The following is a 16,986-nucleotide window of genomic DNA, read 5'->3' as shown; positions in this document are numbered from 1 at the left end:
CCAGGGCAGAAAATCTCCTGCCTCGCTGCGATCAGAACTTGAATGTGGTTAGAACTAGGCCACCGAATGCCCCGAAAGTATCAGCTCCTTTGCCACCGTACTTAGAAGATGTACCTGTTTTCTCTCCAAACGGACGGCTCAGATAGAAAACAGCTGGTGTCACAGAGATGTTGTCTGTGACCTGGAACTTGTACCACAGCTCGAAGGCCATGTTGCCGTCATCAGGGGTGTCATCGCCCTTCTGTTGGGTCACCCACTGAAGCTCAGAGACTGCTGCGCCAAGGGCATTGCCCTCAATGAAGGCATCCTTCCACACCATGCCTGCGAACCAAGCCATACTTTGGTCGCGTGTGCCATCTTTAGCCTCATCTGGCAGGTTGTAAGAAGTGAAGTCGTAACCAACACTGAATGAAGGAACAATGCCTGGCTCATCAGGCTGCCAAAAAGCTCTAAAAGCGACTCCATTGGAATCAGCACCGCAAGAACTTGTACCCATGCACTTGCTGTAGACACTGGCACCACCATTGGTTGTGCCAAAGCCTTGAGTCATACCTTGCTGGGTGTAGGCATAAGCAGCAGAGACTTGCCACTGAGGATTGCCGTAATCAATCTTGGTAAGAAACTTACCTTTGGAATTGCCGTTGCCAACTCCACCGTCTGAAGGATCACCTTTGTAGCCATTTTTGGCAACATAATTGGCGCTAATGCCAAACCTGGCATCCATCGGATCGTCGACTGGCGACTTCCATGCCAAACCTAAGCCTTGACCTGTACTGGCACCGTAGACACCATAATTACCACCCAACTTGAAGGCTTTCAAGATCTGCTGGTAAACCGATGGAGCACTACCAAGCATGTAGTAGTTCTCAATCTTGGCGCCAATCCAAGCAGTGAAGTCTTCACCAATGGGGAAGGTATACCAGAGCTTATCAACTTTAACGACGTCCTGGTTGTTATTGGCAACACTCAAATAAGCCTGCGGAACGTAACCCTTGCCACCAAATGCACTCTCTTTGAAGTTGCCAGTTTTCAGGCGAGCATAGAGAAGATCTTTACCCGTGAAACTGGTATTTAGATCAAGCTGAAGGGTGTAGTTGAAACTAAGTGCATCAGTTCCAAGGTAATCACCATCAGAATCCTTAAGCTCATCGGTCTCATCGCCGGTGTAGCTGGTTCCGCCAAGAACCATATGAGCCTTACCTTTCAGCTTGGTGGTGGTGGAGAACTGAGTGGCTTCGAGTTCACCAACGCGGGCTTCAAGGCCATCAACACGGCCCTTAAGGATGGCGAGCTCCTGCTCGAATTCGTTGAGCAGACGACGCAGTTCGTCGGTGACTTCAGTGATGCGATCGAGGCAGGCATTCAATAGAGCAGCCGCTTCAAAGCGGGTCATTGCTCTGTTGCCCAAGTAGCTACCGCTTGGATAGCCAGCTACACAGCCGTAGCGCTCGATCAGGTTGCTCAGAGCCTGATAAGCCCAATCGGTTGGGTAAACATCTTGGAATTGGGAGATGCTGGTGACCTGCTCGCTGGAGGCCGAATAATCGGACACACCTTTGATGTCTAGGTCTGCGGCATTAGCAGCCATAGGGGCCATCAGGCCCAAGGCAGCAGGTGCCACCAGCAATTGCTGGAAGAGTTTCATTTGGTTCCTCACACAAAGAGCCCAAAACATGGGCCAGCACACGATAGTGAAAAGATCTGTGTTAACAACGGACACAATTAACAGTACTAAGTATCAATTGATACACGCAAAGCCAGGTGCGTGAAATCAGGCCCTTGAATTTTATTGAGCCATTTAAGATTGCAATGGCTGGTCTAAAGCAAGTGCCTTGTTATTAAGCAATGGGAATCCCATTGCCTCTCTTTCTGTTAACCAAGCCTCTGCTACCCCGCGAGCCAAACTGCGAATTCTGCCAATCGTGGCTGTTCGCTCCGTGACAGAAATCACGCCACGAGCCTCCAGTAGGTTGAAAGTGTGGCTACATTTAAGAACGAAATCAAGTGCGGGTGCTGGGAGCTGCTTTGCGATCAGGTCAGACGCCTCCGCTTCATAAAGATCGAACAACTGTTTAAGACGACTTGGATCCGATGATTCAAAATTAAAGTCGCACTGACCCTTTTCTAGAGAAAGCCAGATATCGCCATAGCTTCGTTTGTTATTCCAGCTGAGATCCCAAATATTCTCAACATTCTGTAAATACATGGCCAGTCTCTCAATGCCATAGGTGATCTCGATCGGCACAGGGCTGCAATCAAGACCACCACATTGCTGAAAATAAGTGAACTGTGTAACCTCCATACCATCAAGCCACACTTCCCAACCAACCCCCCAGGCTCCAAGAGTGGGTGATTCCCAGTTGTCTTCTACAAAGCGAATGTCATGTTCCGCCGTACAAACTCCTAAAGCTTCAAGCGATGCAAGATACGTCTCCTGAATACCAACTGGAGAGGGCTTGATCAATACCTGATATTGAAAATAGTGTTGAGCGCGATTGGGGTTGTCGCCGTAGCGACCATCGGTGGGCCGACGACAGGGCTCTGGATAAGCCACAGCCCAGGGCTCTGGTCCAATAGCGCGCAGAACGGTATGGGGACTCATCGTGCCGGCACCCTTTTCCGTGTCATAAGGCTGCAACAGCACACAGCCCTGATCAGCCCAAAAGGAATTCAGGGTCGTGATGATGTACTGGAAGTGCACTAGCGTTGTACTGAGGAGCTTTGATCGTAATTGTATTGTATTCCTACTTATCCATTACCTAAGCAAAAGCTTGTTTAATTCGAATAGGCTCGAAAACATGTAAATGCTATAGTCAGTTAGTTAAATCCACTAGAAAGTGATCAGACTACAGCTCAATCGGACGAAATACTCTTATTTAATAATCAGCATACTCATAGTAGCTCTAATGATTTATATTGCTCAATTTCTAGATGTGTCAACGATAGGAAGTTGGCTAAAAGCTATCGATGGCGGAGTTGAATCGATAGGGCTATGGGCAATTGGGATTATTTTTGCCCTACGGGCAATAAGTATCATCATTCCAATACTTCCTGGCACATACTGCTCTGTTCTCTCTGGTTATTTCTTTGGATTCCAACAAGGCTTGTTGGTTATTTTCTTAGCAGATCTGGTCGCTTGTTGTTCATGCTTCACCCTTTCCAGGAAATTTGGCAGAGCCGTAATTGAGAAACTCGTAGGCAAGAGTCTGATGAATCGTGTTGAGAATTTTAGCAAAAAACATTTAGAGCAAAACTTTTTCTTGATGACAAGTCTTTTAATGTCGAATTTATTTGATTTTGTTTGTTATGGCTTAGGGCTTACAAAAGTTACATGGAAAAAGTTTCTGCCTGCATTATTCTTTAGCATCATAATATCAGACGCACCATTTGTTGCAAGTGGATATGCACTAAAACGCCTTGGAGGTATTGAGATCCAAGAAATTATTAATGGGAATATAAAGGCACTCCAGGGACAACCTCTAACAATATTCATTATCTCTATCACGATAATATTTTCTCTTGCAATAATCAATATAGTCCTACAAAGAAGACAAGGTAATATCAAAAGAACAGCCAGTCAATGATTATCTCTTAAAGAGAGAATCATTAAAATTGCTTCATTCAGTATCTCATTTCGAGATCATCAAATTAGAACTAGGCTAAGGCTCCTTTATAGCCTTTTGATGTCATAGTCCGATTATCTTAGAAGAATGCGAATCGCAGAAAGTCATTATTCTATTCTCCAAAGTATATCTGCTTGCAGTAACTCAATCAAAGGATGGTAAACACCTTAAAAATTAGAGCTATAAACCTATAGTTTTCAAGATATAAAGCAGTAAAAAATTCAAGGAAGTTATAGTGAGCAGTATTTACACTACCTGATTCAAGCAGTCTTGGTGAATACATCAACAACGAGTGGACAAACAATACGCTTTTAAAGCAAACAGCTAGATTAAGACAAGACTATTTATTTAACATGTATGTAAAGTATCCAATAATTGCAATATTAACACCAATTAATCCAAAGAAGATCAACAACGGGTTCTGCATTCCCGCTGGTGCCGATAATTGTAGGCCTAAAACATTAAGCACCTCTTTTTTAGGCATGTCTTTTTCTTCTTTATCAGTTGCGAGCAAATATGGTATTCCAAATCTATTTTTTGGCGGCTCGAAGGCTTCCGTTTGGTCGTTACTCGAACTTGCATTGCTCTCAGAATCTTCCATGATCATTGTATTGATTATGAGCCAACATTATACCATTGGACTGGTTGCCAGGCAATCCACTCATATAAGCATGGTGTTCAACACCAAAATGATGAATATTTATGCAGAATTGAATATTTATGCAGAATATTTAGGCATAAGCCATTATCTTTGATTCGTCCAAAATTGGTACATTTGTCGAAAGGTGTTGGGATTGGCTTGTTCATACTGTTGCCAATAGCCGAGGTCAGTCTGCATTGAATCAGATGGGTAAGCTCTGCCATAATCTTTTTTAACAATACTGGGTAACACAAAACCTAAGAATCTAAGTTCAAATTGGTCAAGCAGCGATGCTATCATCTCTAGTGAATAACGATGTTCCATAATATGAAAACAAAGATCTCTACACATAGAAGTTGTGTAAAAGTCTGGCCAGTTTGAGATTGAACTAATGTTCGGATATTCACCATTAATTAGTTTATCCCTAAATAGACGAATGCCTTCATTACTAGCCTCAAAAGATTCAGATTTAATAATTTTCCTAGCCTCGACAATATCTTGACGTGCTAGCTCACTATAAAATCCTAATTTGAGCATTCCATCGGCTGCGAGTATTTTAAGTAGAGATTGCAGACCTTCAGATGGATCCTTCATATGATGGAGAACACCCGTACATTCTATAAGATCAAACTCTTCATTTAGTTTTGGAAGATCAAGAATGTCCATCTCTATAAATCTTATATGCTCAATTCCATATTCATGAGCCTTACGCTTTGCATAAGCGATACTAGAAGAGCTGAGATCGATAGCAGTTAACTCAGAGTTAGCATAAGAGAGGGCATCGAATATTTGCTGTCCGGTTCCACAGCCAGCTATTAAAACTCGAGACCTCTTCTTGGGCAAATTGATTGAGAGCCGATTAGGGTTTATTTCGTTGTTAATCGCTGAAGATATAGTTTGAATATTTTCTCGTGAATAAGAAGCATATCTCCAACGCGGATAAGGATGCTCTTCATACTGCTTTTTAACCTGAATAGAAGTACCATCATCTATAGATCCATATTTAGGAATAGATGCTGCAAGCTCATGTTCGCATTCTGGTTCAACGAGTTGCATTATTTTTAAATTATTTAATTTCTCATTTGCATCGATGAATCCTCTTAATGAAGGGAACTGTTCACAAAGATGAGTAATGGGTATATAACAAGCTAAGATGGAAAGAGTTTTCAGATCAAAGTCACTTCTCAAGCAAGAAAGTTTAAACTTTTCGATTGCATCCAATTCTTGCTTGGTACATGTAAAAATATATTCATTAAGGAAACACTGCTCCGCAAGAGCAATGGTTAAGTTAATAATCCTTTTATTAAAAACATTATTTTGGGATGAAATACATATTATCTTGCGTATATTAGTCAACGCCTTCTCCCAGGCAATTGTGGTGAATAACATCAAGCCAAGAGCACTGATTATCTCATCATCAGCAAGAATTTGTTGAAAAGAGGGGTCATCAAATAAATCTTGATGAATGCCTGAAATGTTGTCTAGTGTTTGTTCTGAGATCAAGAGATTAATTGCTGAAAATAGATTTTTATGTGCAATATCATTTCTCTTTAATAGGCCACGAAGCAAAACTCTAGACTTTCGTTCAGGCAAGAATGAAAGATCAGATTCCTCAAGCAGAGAGTTAAGAAGCAAATATGATGATTGCTTTTGTGGGTAAAGCTCAATTTCTCTTGTTACATGAAATACAGCCTCCTCAATTCTACCAAGGTCCTTTAGAATTATAGAAAGGTTTAAATTGACATCAGGCAGATCGGCCTGTAGGTGCATTGCCTTTCTTGTATTCGCTTCTGCATCAGTTAAATCACCTTGGTCTTGCAGGATCCCACCTAGATTCAGATAAATACTTGCTGAATCATCTTGCAATTCAATTGCCTTGCGTGTTGTATGTTCTGCTTCATCTAGTTTGCCTTGATTCTGTAGGATCTGACCAAGATTAACGTATGCATCAGCCAAGTCTGGCTGAAGTTCAATGGCCTTTCGGGTTATATCTTCTGCGTCAGTTAGTCTTCCTTTTTCTCGTAAGACTAAACCCAAGTATGAATAAGCATTGGCAAGGTTAGGCTGTATAACAATCGCCTGGCGGATCGCCACTTCAGCATCATCTAACATTCCTATCTGAAAGAAAAGATATCCCAAGTTTGCATATGAAAAAGCATGGCCAGGGAATAGTTTGACGCTTTTCTTATAGATGTTTATTGCCTTATCAATCTCTCCTTGGGATTGACAGATTAGCGCGAAGTTAGAGAATACATCTGGATCACTTAAACCACTATTAATAAATTCCTCATAGGCTTTTTGTGCCTCATTTATATTGCCTTGTTGGTGATATTTAAAAGCGATAGCCTTGAGTTGATCAGGCGGGATTCGGGCAAACTTCTTGGAGGGTTGTTTATTTTTTATTTTTTTCTTTTCTCCAAATCCTTTCATGTTCGCAACTAGATATTCTTTTTTAATCTAATCGCCAAAGAAATTTTTGAACCTTGAAGGTAATAGCATGAAACGATGGACTTTTTTGATAGGCAAGAGCTCGTCAAAAGAGGGGCAAGAATCCTTGTAGCTTAGAAAAACCGAGTATGTCATGATGAGGTTGCTTCAAGGAGATCATCGACAAGTAAAATCTACCAATTCATTGACATGAATGCTTCAATGGCATGACATAATTGCCAAAAGCAACAGGCAAGGCAGTGAAGCAAGTTTTCCCCTTACTCCCCTTAATGATATCGACAATACTTGTCCCATCCAAGGCAAATGAGTTCAAGTGCCCAGGAGACAACAACTATGAGCTTAGCTATTGCGCCTCCCAAGCCCTTAAACGATCAAACAGCCGTTTAGAGTCTCAACTCAAAGATTCGACCTTTGAGGCCTGGAAGAGTGCGATCGGGGAGGTTTGCGCCGAAGCATATGCTCCATATAGCCAAGGTACGATCTATCCGTTAATGCTCATGAGATGTAATGAGAACTTAAACCAAACTCTTCTTGAAGAAATGAAGGGACTCGGAGAACGTCAATAGAGAAAAGAAAAGCATAAGATTTTGCAAGGTATCTATTACCCGCTTTGATGTAGGCTATAAAGCTCTATTAAAGAGTATTAGGGAGGGAGGAGGAAAACTATGAGCGGCCTAAATCCGTGAGCTAGCTTCTAACATAAATGATAAGTTCAAAAACCATTTGATATTTGTATTGACAAGGACTTGATAGGGTTGCAATGATTTATCTACTCATCACACCAGTTTTTGGTGATCAGCTCTAGTGCTACGAGTAGGATGATTGATGGAATTTGATGATCCTCATGCCAAAACCAATAGAGTTCAAAGAATTCTACGAGCTTCTCAAGGCAGCAAAGAATGGTAACAAAAAGGAGAGAGAGAAGTTAGAGTGGATCTTGGCAGAATATGAACATGCAGAAGGCTCTGAAAGTGCTTACGATGAATTAGGGCAGGTTTTTTGCCATATAGGGGTGATGGGTCTATATGACTACGCTGGTAGTGATGATATTCAATTTATTAGTCGCTTAGAAAAATCTGTATGGGATTACCTAGAAATCAGAGTGGGAATGAGCTTAACTCAACATATGGTAGAAACAATGATAGAACATGCTAAACAACATGAATTATCAACAAAAATGTGTGAGAAATGGGATATATCTAGAGAAGAGCTGGCGGAGAACATCGAGGATTTAGCAGTTTATGTTGCCGAGGGCATCATAGAAGTTATCGATTAGGGCATGTTATTGATATCATTGAAATCCTTTCTCTTTATGATTCAATCAGCTCATAAGTGCAACATAGCCCTTTGTTCTGGACAAGAGTTAATATGCAAACAACTAAAGAACTCTTCTCAGCGTTGACCATACTTTGGGATGGTTGATCCTTTATTTATCACTCAGAATTCCCAAAAGTCATCGCATCTTTTGCCAATTAAATGATGATGACAATAATCTTAGGGCCATGGAGATTAATTTAACCTATGCCGCCAACACATTCAAGCTCAGAGCATAACTTAAACACCTTTCTGACAAGGTGTTCTGCTTCAAGAATGAGCTAAGGCTATTTTTAGCACAATTTATTCACTGCAATAAGGTTTTTTATTTCTAACGAAAAAGCCAATAAAATATGTTTTTTGCTATTCACAAGCATTCTGTTCACACCAACACCAATTGACGCGAATCAAGATGAATGACGCAGCAAGGTCGCTCCAGGAGATTGTTTTGCCATCACATGCACCAATTAATTTGGCCTACTAAATGGCCAAATCCTGCAAGCAGAAGTGATTGCTATCTTTCATGATGGTTATTTTTAGTGATTTCAAATGATCTTATAGATATCACAGGCGTGGAAATGGAAGTCTTGTTATCTTTACTGCAATCAGCCTATTCATGCCAGATTAAAGTTTGCTTCTGCTCCTCGAAACAGGAAGATTTTACTAATTTAGTTTGGACGCTTACTTTGGGGAAGCGGCAATTTTAAGTTGCGAAGATATTCCGATCTTTTAACCTGGCAGAGGTTTTCTTCGCCTGTCTTCGCCTGATTTAAGAATGTAAAATACCTGAGGGTGAAAGCTGATTTGAAACGAGGCAAAAAGCCTCATCTCTCTGCCTACAAGTCAACTACTAGTTAAGCCAAATAGCAGACATGCTCATGCTCAAAAGAGGCACTTCCCTCATCAAGGCCTTCCTTGATGGCGTGAATAACTCAACTGCTAAGAGCAAAACAGCGATCGAGGTGTGCAACAGCACCATCACGGTTCGAGTGACTGCCGTTCAGACCCATCATTCCCAGCCAAAACCTGTCATCACCCTGAAACACCAGCACAGGCTTAGCTCCCCCACCATCATGGTCATCAAGGAGTGCCATGCACAACCGTTCAACCACAATCTGACCATTGGGGCGTGCCCGCACCATGCGCAACAAAGAATCCACCTGCGAAAAGGGCACAAAGGTGGCCTGCTGAGAATCAGTCACCAAGATCAAGCCATCAAGCCACTGCACCTCCAAAAGCAAGTCCTTAATTGAGGAGAGAAGAGAAGGGAGAGGGAAGGCCACAGCGAACTGCGTCTTAATATTTTCTTCATAAGTCATCGGTCCGTCTTTTCGCAAGAGTCTTTTTGCTCGATCAGCGCCTCAAGCGGTAAGCAGCAAGGCACCCATCTGTCCCGCAGCCAGAGGTCGATGGCTCGCTGCGGCAAATCCCGCGTCCCGAGCCAGTCGCTCCTGAGCCTCTCCCTTTGGGAACTGCTGCAAACTGGCCTCCAAATAGGCGTAATGCTCGCGCAGACCCACCTGGGCAGCCACCGGCACCACCAACCTTCGCAGATAAAACCGCTGAAAACGTGCTGCCAAGGACCCCTCGCCCATGCGATTGAAATCAAGGACGCCTGCCCGAGCACCAGGCCGCAAAAGGCGTCGAAGCTCTATTAACCCAGCGCCTGGATCCGCCAAATTGCGCAGGCCATAAGCCATCACAGCACCGTCAAAACGATGGGAAGGCAAGCCAGTATCCAGAGCATCTCCCTGCAACCAGGAGAGGGGCAACCAGGGCTCAACCGCGGCGCGGCGCCTTGCCACGGCTAGAGGCGCCGCAGCCGCATCTAGCCCCAACACAGACCCTCCAGGTCGCAACCTGCGGGCCAATTCCAGTGCCAGATCACCAGTACCGCAGCAAAGGTCAAGCCAATGTTCACCAGGAAGCGGAGACAACCATGCCAACAACTGGCGTTTCCAGATGCGGTGCAAGCCAAGACTCAACAAGTCGTTAAGCCGGTCGTAATTAGGAGCGACCGCATCAAACAACTGCTCCACCGCCTGTGGGTCACCAGGCCTCATCAGAAGATCCCATCCAGTGGCCTGAACACTGCTTGGAGCAACTGCTGCGCCCAAGGGTGATCGATCAGCAACACATCCAAAAGCACTCTTGCCAACAGAACTTCTGCCAAATTTAGAAGTGTGTTGCTGAATACAAAGACAAAGCCTCAGGCCTCAAGAGGCCGAATCGACAAACCTCGCATCAGCAGATCAGTCTTAATTTGCTCCACACTCAGCACGCCATCGTGAAGCAGAGAGGCCAACAATGCAGCTGAGGCCTGGCCAACCGTGAAGGCTTCTGCGATGTGATCCAGGCAACCTGCACCTCCCGAAGCGATCACAGGCACCGGCACCGCTTCCACGACTGCTCGCGTGAGCTCCAAGTCATAACCAGCCTGAGTTCCATCTCCATCCATTGAGGTCAACAGGATTTCACCAGCACCAAGTTCCGCTGCCTGCCGAGCCCAGCTCACAACATCCAAACCGGTGTTTTGGCGGCCACCCTTGACAAAAACATCCCAGCCCGAGCCCTCAGGACGACGTCGAGCATCGATAGCCACCACAATGCACTGACAGCCAAAACGGTCGGCTCCCTGCGCTACGAGATCTGGATCCCGCACCGCAGAGGAATTAAGACTCACCTTGTCGGCTCCGGCCCGAAGCAACTCTGTGATGCCATCCAAAGAGCTGATGCCCCCTCCAACTGTGAATGGAATGGTCACGGCCTCAGCAGTACGTCGAACTAACGCCACCAGCGTGGCCCGACCTTCATGGCTGGCGGCGATATCAAGAAACACCAACTCATCAGCTCCAGCCTGGCTATAGCGGCAGGCAAGCTCAACGGGATCACCAGCATCACGAAGGCCCACAAAGTTCACTCCCTTCACAACGCGACCATCAGCCACGTCAAGGCAAGGAATCAAACGAAGCGCGACCATTGGGATAAAGCAGTGACGACTGTTAAGGTTGCGCCACCTTCTAAGCCTTGCAGGCCATGTCCCAGGCTGCCACTTCCTACAGAATCGGCTCCAAGGTCCGAGTCTCTCGCGTTCGTGATCGCATTCCAGCCAAACTGGTAGAACTGCTCAAGAAATCTGACGTTGGCAGGGTCACCGGCTACAAAATGACTGACGGCATGGGCATTGGCTTGGTCGTAGAACTTAGCGATGGCACTGTCAGCTGGTTCTTTGACGACGAAGTTACCTCCGCCTGAGACGCCTGCCGTGAGCGACGCTCGCCAACTCCTTGGCATCAAAGGTGCCACTGGCACAACCAACATCTGGAAGCTGCGTCTGCAGCTCATGAAGCCTGTCACATGGATCCCACTGCTCTGGGGTGTGATTTGTGGAGCCGCTGCCAGTGGTCAATACCAATGGCGCCTACCAGATGTGCTTGCAGCCGCGGCCTGCATGGTCATGAGTGGCCCGCTTCTAACCGGTTACACCCAAACCATCAACGACTACTACGATCGCGAGATCGACGCAATCAATGAGCCCTATAGGCCGATTCCCTCCGGGGCCATCCCGCTGACACAAGTCAAGCTTCAGATCTGGATGCTGCTTCTCGGTGGTCTTGCAGTTGCCTATGGCTTAGATCGTTGGGCTGAACACACCACTCCCGTTGTGCTGTTTCTTGCCCTAGGCGGCTCATTTGTGAGCTTCATTTATTCAGCACCACCTCTCAAGCTGAAACAGAACGGTTGGATAGGAAACTACGCGCTTGGAGCAAGCTACATCGCCCTGCCATGGTGGGCTGGTCAGGCGCTGTTCGGACAACTGACTTGGACTACAGCACTACTGACACTTGCCTATAGCTTGGCTGGTCTTGGTATTGCCGTCATCAACGATTTCAAGAGTGTAGAGGGAGATCGAGCCCTCGGTCTTCAATCCCTGCCAGTTGTCTTTGGAATCAAAAAGGCCAGCTGGATCAGTGCAGGAATGATCGACATCTTCCAACTCGCGATGGTTGTTGTTCTGATCGCCATTGGCCAGCATTTTGCCTCAGTCGTTTTGATCTTATTGATCATTCCCCAGATCACATTCCAAGACATCTGGTTACTGCGTGATCCCCTGGCCTTTGATGTGAGATATCAGACCAGTGCTCAACCGTTTCTAATCCTTGGCATGCTGGTTACTGCTCTAGCCATAGGCCATAGCCCATTAACACAGGGGATGTGACTCGCAAGCGCCGTCACTGGATTGTTATTTCAGTTAGTGCTGTCGCCATCGGGTGTGTCGCAGCCTTGGCTGAAAGGACTCTCACTCATGCCTTGGATTCGGTTCTTCCCGATGCCCGGCGAATTGCCAACTTCAACCGGCCAGGCACCATCACGCTGCTCTCCACTGATGGGCAGGTGATCCAAAAGCTTGGTCCCGCGACCCGCGAGAAGGTTGAGCAAGACAAGATGCCTCTGCTTGTGGAGCAAGCCTTCGTAGCGGCAGAAGACCGCCGCTTTTACTCCCACAATGGCTTGGATATCTGGGGTATCAGCCGAGCCCTGGTGACAAACCTCCGCCAGGGTTCCGTGAGGGAAGGTGCCAGCACCATCACTCAGCAACTTGCTCGAACCGTATTCCTGAGTCAGGAACGAACCCTGCCGCGCAAACTCAAAGAAGCTGCTCTGGCCTACAAGCTGGAGCGACAGCTCAGCAAACAGCAAATCCTTGAGCAGTATCTGAATTACGTCTACTTGGGCTCAGGTGCTTACGGCGTAGCCGATGCAGCCTGGGTGTACTTCTCTAAATCCCCCAATCAACTCACGCTGCCGGAAGCCGCTCTAATCGCTGGCATGCCCCCTGCTCCCTCAGTGTATTCACCACTGGTCAACCAGAAAATCGCCCTAGAACGCCGCGCAATTGTCCTTAAACGAATGCAGCAGGCCGGATTTATCTCTGCCAGAGAAGCCGATGCAGCTCGCAACAGCCCCCTCAATCTCAAGCCAGCGATCCCGAAGTACTTCAACAGCAGCGCACCATTTTTCACCAGCTGGGTAGCCCAGCAACTCCCCACTCTGCTCACCCCAGAGCAACTAGAAGTGGGTGGACTCAAGATTCACACCAGCCTCAATCTGGCTTGGCAAAAGCAAGCCCAAGAGGTGATCCGCAAATACGCCCCCGGGAACACAGAGGGTTCCATGGTGTCTATCGAACCAAGCACCGGTGAAGTGCGGGTGATGGTAGGAGGCAAAAACTTCAATACCAGCCAATTCAATCGAGCAACACAGGCTCTGCGTTCACCTGGCTCCACCTTCAAGCTTTTTCCCTATGCAGCAGCCATCAACGCCGGCATTAAGCCAGAGGACAAGGTGGTGGACGCGAAACGCTGCTGGAGAGGATATTGCCCAAAGAACTTCGGCAACAAATACCTGGGATCAGTGGCACTCGCTGATGCCCTGAGATACTCCCTAAACACTGTTGCAGTCCAACTACTAGACAAGGTGGGCTTTGATGCCGTGATCAGCATGGCCAATAATCTTGGCATCGGCACCACTCGCCCATTGGGCAAGTACTATCCGCTCGCTATTGGGGCCTACGAGCAAACAGTGCTCGACATGACGGCAGCCTATGCCGCAGTAGCCAACCGGGGCATTTACATGAAGCCCACGCCATTTGAAGAGATCCGAGGCCCAGACGACGAGGTGATCTGGAACCACAAGTTCGAAGGCTACAAAGGTCGTCGAGCCCTCGATAGCGACGTAGCAGACACCATGAACTGGATGCTCCAGCGCGTTGTTAGCGGTGGCACTGGAGCTGCGGCATCCCTCGGTGACCGGCCGGTGGCGGGCAAAACCGGCACATCGGAAGGTGCCCGTGACCTCTGGTTCATTGGCTCAATACCACAACTAACAACCGCCGTATGGTTTGGCTACGACAACAACCGAAAGACATCTGGCGGCAGTGGTGATGCTGCATGGGCCTGGAAGCAGTTCATGACCAAGATCCAAGACAATTTTGAGGTACAACCCTTCCCACCAAAACCAGTAATGAACCGCACCTTTAGGCCACCAGGCAAAACGAGGAGCAAACCAAAGAACGGCACCGAGGATGCTGCCAAAGACCAAGATCAAACCCAGGGCCCTCCGCCAAGATACATCGCACCGCCAGGGGGACCACCGCTCAATGAAAACTTCGAGCCAATGCCTTTTCCCTGATCAGACTCAACTGAGATCCAACACGGCTGAATAAAAACCATCACCACCATGCTCAGGATCAGGCCATAGTTGCTGTTCCTGAGACAAGCTCAATTCAGGATGCCGACCAAGGAAGGCCTCGATCTGATCAAAGTTCTCGGCCGGATGGATGGTGCAAGTGGCATAAACCAACCGGCCTCCAGAGCTAAGCAGAGGCAGAAGGCCTTCCAGCAGCTTGGACTGCAAGATCACCAGCCCCTCAATCTGCAACGGAGTGACTCGCCAACGTGCGTCCGCATGACGGGCCAAGGTACCTAAACCAGAACATGGCGCATCCACAAGAATGCTCTGGAAAGAGCCTCGCCAGCTTGGCTTCACCGCCAACAGATTCGTAGCATCTGCGACTAGAGCATGGAGGCAGTCACCCCCCAAGCGAGCAGCATTATCCGCCAAGCGCTTGAGTCGGCCAGCGGAACGATCCACAGCCCAGACCTCTCCCGAACCACCCATCAGCTCAACAAGATGAGTGGCCTTACCCCCTGGTGCTGCGCAGGCATCAAGAATCCGATCCCCAGGCTGCGGCTTCAATAGCGGTGCGACCAACTGTGCAGAGCGATCCTGCACACACCAATGTCCTTGCTGATAGCCAGGCCACTGGCTTAGGTCACCAGCACTACCAGTCACCATCAAACCATCAGGGCATCTCTCGATCGGAGTGCTCTCCACTCCAATAGCCTCAAGCGCCAGCCTTACGTTCTCACGGCTTGTACGACGTCGATTGATGCGCAGATCAAGTGTTGGTACCTGGTTGCTGGCACGAGCAAACAGCTCAGTTCCCACCTCGCCTCGCCAAACAAGTAACTGCTCCACCAACCACAACGGTAGAGATTCCGCCTGCGCCAACCGAGCGGCAGAGTCCTCCGGCTCGAGGAGCACCATGCCGGCATCGCGTGCACGCAATGCCGCCCGCAAAATGCCATTCACCACCGGAGCCAATCGGGCAAGATTGCCGGTCTTAGCAAGTTCAACGCTGGTGTTCACTGCCGCTGCCGCTGGAATCCGCTGCATACGCAGAATCTGATAGAGCCCCAAATGCAGCAACCAGCGCAGCACTGGTGGCTGTTTGCAAGCAGGCACCTTGCCAAGAAGATCCAACCAAGCATCGAGCCATTGCCGCTGACGGATTGCGCCATAAGCCAATTCCATCACCAGGCCACGGTCGGCACCGCTCATGGGGTTCTGACGCAGAGCTCGTTCGAGAGCGACATCTGCATAGGCCCCTGCCGCCACTGCCTGTAACAGCTCCCATGCCACCCGCCGCGGCAGCAGTCCCGGTACAGGTACAGATCCATCAGCGGCAGCAAAGGAAGAAGAAGACAACATCAATGGTTGTCCTGGGCTGAGATGAACCTTCCAGAGCTAACGCCTTCCTGAGCCATTCCCAACAAAAGGCCCTGATCACTCAACTGCGGCCGCCAAAGATACCGTCGTAAGGGCAAATGACCCTCGGCATCCACAAGGATTCCTTCAGCGATCAACATCTGCCGCTGCATCCAGTCAGATCCTTCGCGGCTCAAACTCATCGAAATCATCCCTTTCGCATTCACCACTCGATGCCAAGGAACCTTGGATGGCAAAGGTAATCGACGCATAGCCCAACCCACCTGACGGGCACATCCATAGGCACCGATCATCTCGGCAATCTGACCATAGATCGCTAACTGGCCGAAAGGGATGAGGGACACGGCATCCCATACCCTCAAGTCAAAAGACGCTTGGCCCATGCCTCTGCTGCCTCGCCGATTTGATCGTCTCAAGGCTGTTCTGGATTGCCGAATGGCAGATCTGACGGTTCTACTTGAGCACGTAGAAAAGCCCCACAACCTCTCAGCCATTCTGCGCAGCTGCGATGCGGTGGGTGTCCTGGAAGCCCATGCAGTGAACTATTCAGGACGCCTGCCCACCTTCAACAGTACCGCTCAGGGAAGCCAAAAGTGGATACCGCTCAAGGAACACAGCAGCATCGAAGTTGCCGTCAAGGCCATCAAGGACAGTGGCTTTCGCCTTTATGGAACCCATCTTGGTGGAAACGCACGCGACTACCGAGACTGCGACTTCTGCGAACCTACAGCCTTCGTCCTGGGAGCTGAGAAATGGGGCCTTAGTGAGCTGGCGACGCCATTGATGGATGAAGGGATCTTCATCCCAATGTGCGGCATGGTGCAGTCGTTGAATGTTTCGGTAGCAGCAGCAACCTTGCTATTTGAGGCCCTACGTCAACGACGGCTGGCTGGTATCGCACCTCAAGCCGGTGAAGGCCTAGAACCAGCGCTTTATCAACAGCGCCTATTTGAGTGGGCCTATCCAGAAGTTGCAGCATGGTGCCAGCAGGAAGGCAGGTCATATCCTGCCCTTAACGATCAAGGCGAAATCCAAGGAAGCCTCCCCCGCAACCTGAGATTGCGCTGTTAAGCAACCAGCTAACACTCAAAATGGCATCTGAACATCTTTGCTTGCCTGCGATCAATTGATCCCAAGTTGGTTTTGACGTGCCGCGGGAAGACGCAAGCCAATCAGCAAGACAATGCTTTCCAGCAAAATGTTTTGGCCTATAAACAGCACAACCATGGCCAAGCCGATCGCTAGCATCTTCTGAAGCAGACCGATCACATCATCAGGATTTCGGCGCCCGGAGACCCAAAGGAAGATCATCAGCGCCAGCAAGATCAATGTGATCCACCAGGGCATGGCTTGAAGCAAAGACTTCCCTCAGTGTGGCCCTCCAAAGGA

The 16,986-nt window shown here is 48.0% G+C and carries 16 protein-coding genes; 6 read left to right on the top strand and 10 right to left on the bottom strand.

Translation table 11 applies throughout. The annotated features are described in order from the left end of the window. Window positions 1–31 precede the first annotated feature (31 nt). Both SIB80_RS05120 and glyQ read right to left on the bottom strand, forming a co-directional pair. Window positions 32–1,645, bottom strand: coding sequence for an iron uptake porin (locus SIB80_RS05120; RefSeq protein ID WP_063419635.1), 1,614 nt, complete (start codon window positions 1,643–1,645; stop codon window positions 32–34). Between the two features lie 153 nt (window positions 1,646–1,798). After that, a complete protein-coding gene (glyQ, locus tag SIB80_RS05115) occupies window positions 1,799–2,701 on the bottom strand; it encodes a glycine--tRNA ligase subunit alpha (RefSeq protein ID WP_063419636.1) in 903 nt (300 codons plus the stop codon). 205 nt (window positions 2,702–2,906) lie between these two features. Between glyQ and SIB80_RS05110 the strand changes: the two genes are divergently transcribed. Beyond that, a complete protein-coding gene (locus SIB80_RS05110; RefSeq protein WP_063419637.1) occupies window positions 2,907–3,584 on the top strand; it encodes a TVP38/TMEM64 family protein in 678 nt (225 codons plus the stop codon). Between the two features lie 379 nt (window positions 3,585–3,963). On the opposite strand, the gene SIB80_RS05105 is transcribed toward SIB80_RS05110, so the two are convergent. Next, on the bottom strand, window positions 3,964–4,224 hold the full coding sequence (locus SIB80_RS05105) for a hypothetical protein (protein ID WP_155724614.1): 261 nt from the start codon (window positions 4,222–4,224) through the stop codon (window positions 3,964–3,966). Window positions 4,225–4,368: 144 nt separating this feature from the next. After that, the gene (locus tag SIB80_RS05100) at window positions 4,369–6,693 is read right to left on the bottom strand and encodes a tetratricopeptide repeat protein (protein WP_063419638.1); all 2,325 of its coding nucleotides are present in this window, start codon (window positions 6,691–6,693) and stop codon (window positions 4,369–4,371) included. Between the two features lie 853 nt (window positions 6,694–7,546). Here SIB80_RS05100 and SIB80_RS05095 point away from each other — a divergent pair. After that, complete coding sequence (locus tag SIB80_RS05095) at window positions 7,547–7,987, top strand: hypothetical protein (RefSeq protein WP_063419639.1); 441 nt, start codon at window positions 7,547–7,549, stop codon at window positions 7,985–7,987. A 970-nt stretch (window positions 7,988–8,957) separates the two neighbouring features. Here SIB80_RS05095 and SIB80_RS05090 read toward each other — a convergent pair. From SIB80_RS05090 to hisF, 3 genes are all read right to left on the bottom strand, one after another. Next, complete coding sequence (locus tag SIB80_RS05090) at window positions 8,958–9,308, bottom strand: hypothetical protein (protein ID WP_063403513.1); 351 nt, start codon at window positions 9,306–9,308, stop codon at window positions 8,958–8,960. 78 nt (window positions 9,309–9,386) lie between these two features. Further along, window positions 9,387–10,088: a bifunctional demethylmenaquinone methyltransferase/2-methoxy-6-polyprenyl-1,4-benzoquinol methylase UbiE gene (gene ubiE / locus SIB80_RS05085; protein WP_063419699.1), complete on the bottom strand. Its 702-nt coding sequence runs from the start codon at window positions 10,086–10,088 to the stop codon at window positions 9,387–9,389. A 146-nt stretch (window positions 10,089–10,234) separates the two neighbouring features. Then, a complete protein-coding gene (hisF, locus tag SIB80_RS05080) occupies window positions 10,235–11,005 on the bottom strand; it encodes an imidazole glycerol phosphate synthase subunit HisF (RefSeq protein ID WP_063403422.1) in 771 nt (256 codons plus the stop codon). Window positions 11,006–11,061: 56 nt separating this feature from the next. Between hisF and SIB80_RS05075 the strand changes: the two genes are divergently transcribed. From SIB80_RS05075 to SIB80_RS05065, 3 genes are read left to right on the top strand one after another with little or no spacing between them, the layout of a single operon-like run. Beyond that, on the top strand, window positions 11,062–11,280 hold the full coding sequence (locus SIB80_RS05075) for a DUF2862 domain-containing protein (protein ID WP_041374878.1): 219 nt from the start codon (window positions 11,062–11,064) through the stop codon (window positions 11,278–11,280). A gap of 10 nt (window positions 11,281–11,290) precedes the next feature. Next, window positions 11,291–12,244 carry a chlorophyll synthase ChlG gene (gene chlG, locus SIB80_RS05070; protein ID WP_063403423.1) on the top strand — a complete coding sequence of 318 codons (954 nt, stop codon included), beginning with the start codon at window positions 11,291–11,293 and terminating at the stop codon, window positions 12,242–12,244. Continuing rightward, complete coding sequence (locus tag SIB80_RS05065) at window positions 12,241–14,217, top strand: transglycosylase domain-containing protein (RefSeq protein ID WP_063419640.1); 1,977 nt, start codon at window positions 12,241–12,243, stop codon at window positions 14,215–14,217. The genes chlG and SIB80_RS05065 overlap by 4 nt, the downstream gene beginning before the upstream one ends. A gap of 6 nt (window positions 14,218–14,223) precedes the next feature. Here SIB80_RS05065 and SIB80_RS05060 read toward each other — a convergent pair whose 3' ends face one another. Continuing rightward, the gene (locus SIB80_RS05060) at window positions 14,224–15,579 is read right to left on the bottom strand and encodes a 16S rRNA (cytosine(967)-C(5))-methyltransferase (RefSeq protein WP_063419641.1); all 1,356 of its coding nucleotides are present in this window, start codon (window positions 15,577–15,579) and stop codon (window positions 14,224–14,226) included. After that, a complete protein-coding gene (locus SIB80_RS05055) occupies window positions 15,579–15,980 on the bottom strand; it encodes an MGMT family protein (protein WP_063419642.1) in 402 nt (133 codons plus the stop codon). Before SIB80_RS05055 ends, SIB80_RS05060 begins: the two co-directional genes overlap by 1 nt. On the opposite strand from SIB80_RS05055, the gene trmH reads away from it, so the two are divergent. After that, the gene (gene trmH, locus SIB80_RS05050; RefSeq protein ID WP_063419643.1) at window positions 15,979–16,668 is read left to right on the top strand and encodes a tRNA (guanosine(18)-2'-O)-methyltransferase TrmH; all 690 of its coding nucleotides are present in this window, start codon (window positions 15,979–15,981) and stop codon (window positions 16,666–16,668) included. The two genes, SIB80_RS05055 and trmH, sit on opposite strands and share 2 nt — an antisense overlap. A 51-nt stretch (window positions 16,669–16,719) precedes the next feature. Here the strand turns inward: trmH and SIB80_RS05045 are convergent, their stop codons facing one another. Then, window positions 16,720–16,944: a hypothetical protein gene (locus SIB80_RS05045; RefSeq protein WP_063419700.1), complete on the bottom strand. Its 225-nt coding sequence runs from the start codon at window positions 16,942–16,944 to the stop codon at window positions 16,720–16,722. Window positions 16,945–16,986: the final 42 nt, after the last annotated feature.

Origin of the sequence: Prochlorococcus sp. MIT 1327 (assembly GCF_047304785.1) — a bacterium.
In the GTDB taxonomy this organism is placed as follows: domain Bacteria; phylum Cyanobacteriota; class Cyanobacteriia; order PCC-6307; family Cyanobiaceae; genus Prochlorococcus; species Prochlorococcus marinus_D.
The sequence above is the reverse complement of the archived record's forward strand: the minus strand, read 5'-3'. Positions and strand labels throughout refer to the sequence as shown.